Origin of the sequence: Paramuribaculum intestinale, assembly GCF_003024925.1 — a bacterium.
In the GTDB taxonomy this organism is placed as follows: Bacteria; Bacteroidota; Bacteroidia; order Bacteroidales; family Muribaculaceae; genus Paramuribaculum; species Paramuribaculum intestinale.
In genome coordinates this window covers 1-1,187 of sequence record NZ_PUED01000358.1, presented here as the reverse complement: position 1 = coordinate 1,187, position 1,187 = coordinate 1, and the positions used below count along the sequence as shown (strand labels likewise).

The following is a 1,187-nucleotide window of genomic DNA, read 5'->3' as shown; positions in this document are numbered from 1 at the left end:
TGAAGATTCCAAATCGAAGTGCAAAACTTTGAGATGGGCATTAGTCATTCTCCTCTCTCCTTCTGGCGAGGGGATGCCCAAGCGGCGGGGGCGGCCTAAACCGCCCCCAAGAGCGGACAGCAGCAGAACATACTGGCAATACAAAATAAAAAGGGAGACCGAAGTCTCCCTGAGATTAACTAATTTTGTATTGCTTATGTACAGACAATTAACCTCGCAGCAAAGGTCGCAAATTTTCGCCTTACTGCAAAGAAAAACTTCGAGAGAAGAAATTGCCCTCATAGTAGGGTGCAGTCAGTCAACGCTTTGTCGTGAACTGAAGCGCAATTCCACAACCAAAGGCCACTATCTGTGGGAAAAGGCTCATGCCAAAGCCCTTGAACGCAGAAAGCGCACCACATCCAACAAGAAGCTCGACAGCGTGTTGGTGTGGCGTATAAAACAGATGATTATTGACCACCAATGGTCACCAGAACAAATTCGTGGCGTGTTGGCCAAGGAAGGTGTTTCCGTATCCATACAGACCATTTACAACATTATAAACGCTGATGAAAGCGGAGAACTGCGCCGTCACCGCAGACATCCCGACTTCCGACGACGACCAAAAGGCGAACGCAAACCCACTAAAGCCACCAACATACCAAACCGCACAAGCATACACGACAGACCGGCCGAGGTCGACGGCAAACGCTTTGGCGATTTTGAGATGGATCTTATTGTTGATGCCTACGGGCACGCGATTCTAGTGCTGCTTGAACGCATGACTGGCTTTGTGATGATGGAGAAACTACCTTACGGAAAAAGAGCCAAGCCATTGTCAAAGACTGTCGTGAGAATGCTGTACGCATACCGTAAATATCTTAAAACCATCACTACTGACAACGGCAGCGAGTTCGCGGCACACCTCGACATAACCGCCGGATTACGCATCAAAGGTCTTGATGATGTGACTGTTTACTTTGCCGACAGCTACTGCTCATGGCAGAAAGGAGCGGTCGAAAACATCAACAAACTCATCCGTCAATACATCCCCAAAAAGTCAAATTTCAATGATTTCACTGACCTATACATCAAGAATGTCGCAAAGAAACTAAACCTCAGACCACGGAAAAAACTCGGTTTTTCAAACCCGAAAACCGAGTTCTTCAAACAAATCGCTAATTTTGCACTTGCCAGTTGAACCTGCG

Annotated in this window: 1 protein-coding gene; it reads left to right on the top strand. The window is 47.3% G+C overall.

The window, feature by feature from the left end; translation table 11 throughout:
- Window positions 1-196: 196 nt before the first annotated feature.
- Window positions 197-1,180: an IS30 family transposase gene (locus C5O24_RS13525; protein WP_107037121.1), complete on the top strand. Its 984-nt coding sequence runs from the start codon at window positions 197-199 to the stop codon at window positions 1,178-1,180.
- Window positions 1,181-1,187: the final 7 nt, after the last annotated feature.

Coding starts and splice junctions, on each gene's coding strand:
- C5O24_RS13525 (WP_107037121.1), top strand. CDS start 197: ATGTACAGACAATTAACCTCGCAGCAAAGGTCGCAAATTTTCGCCTTA.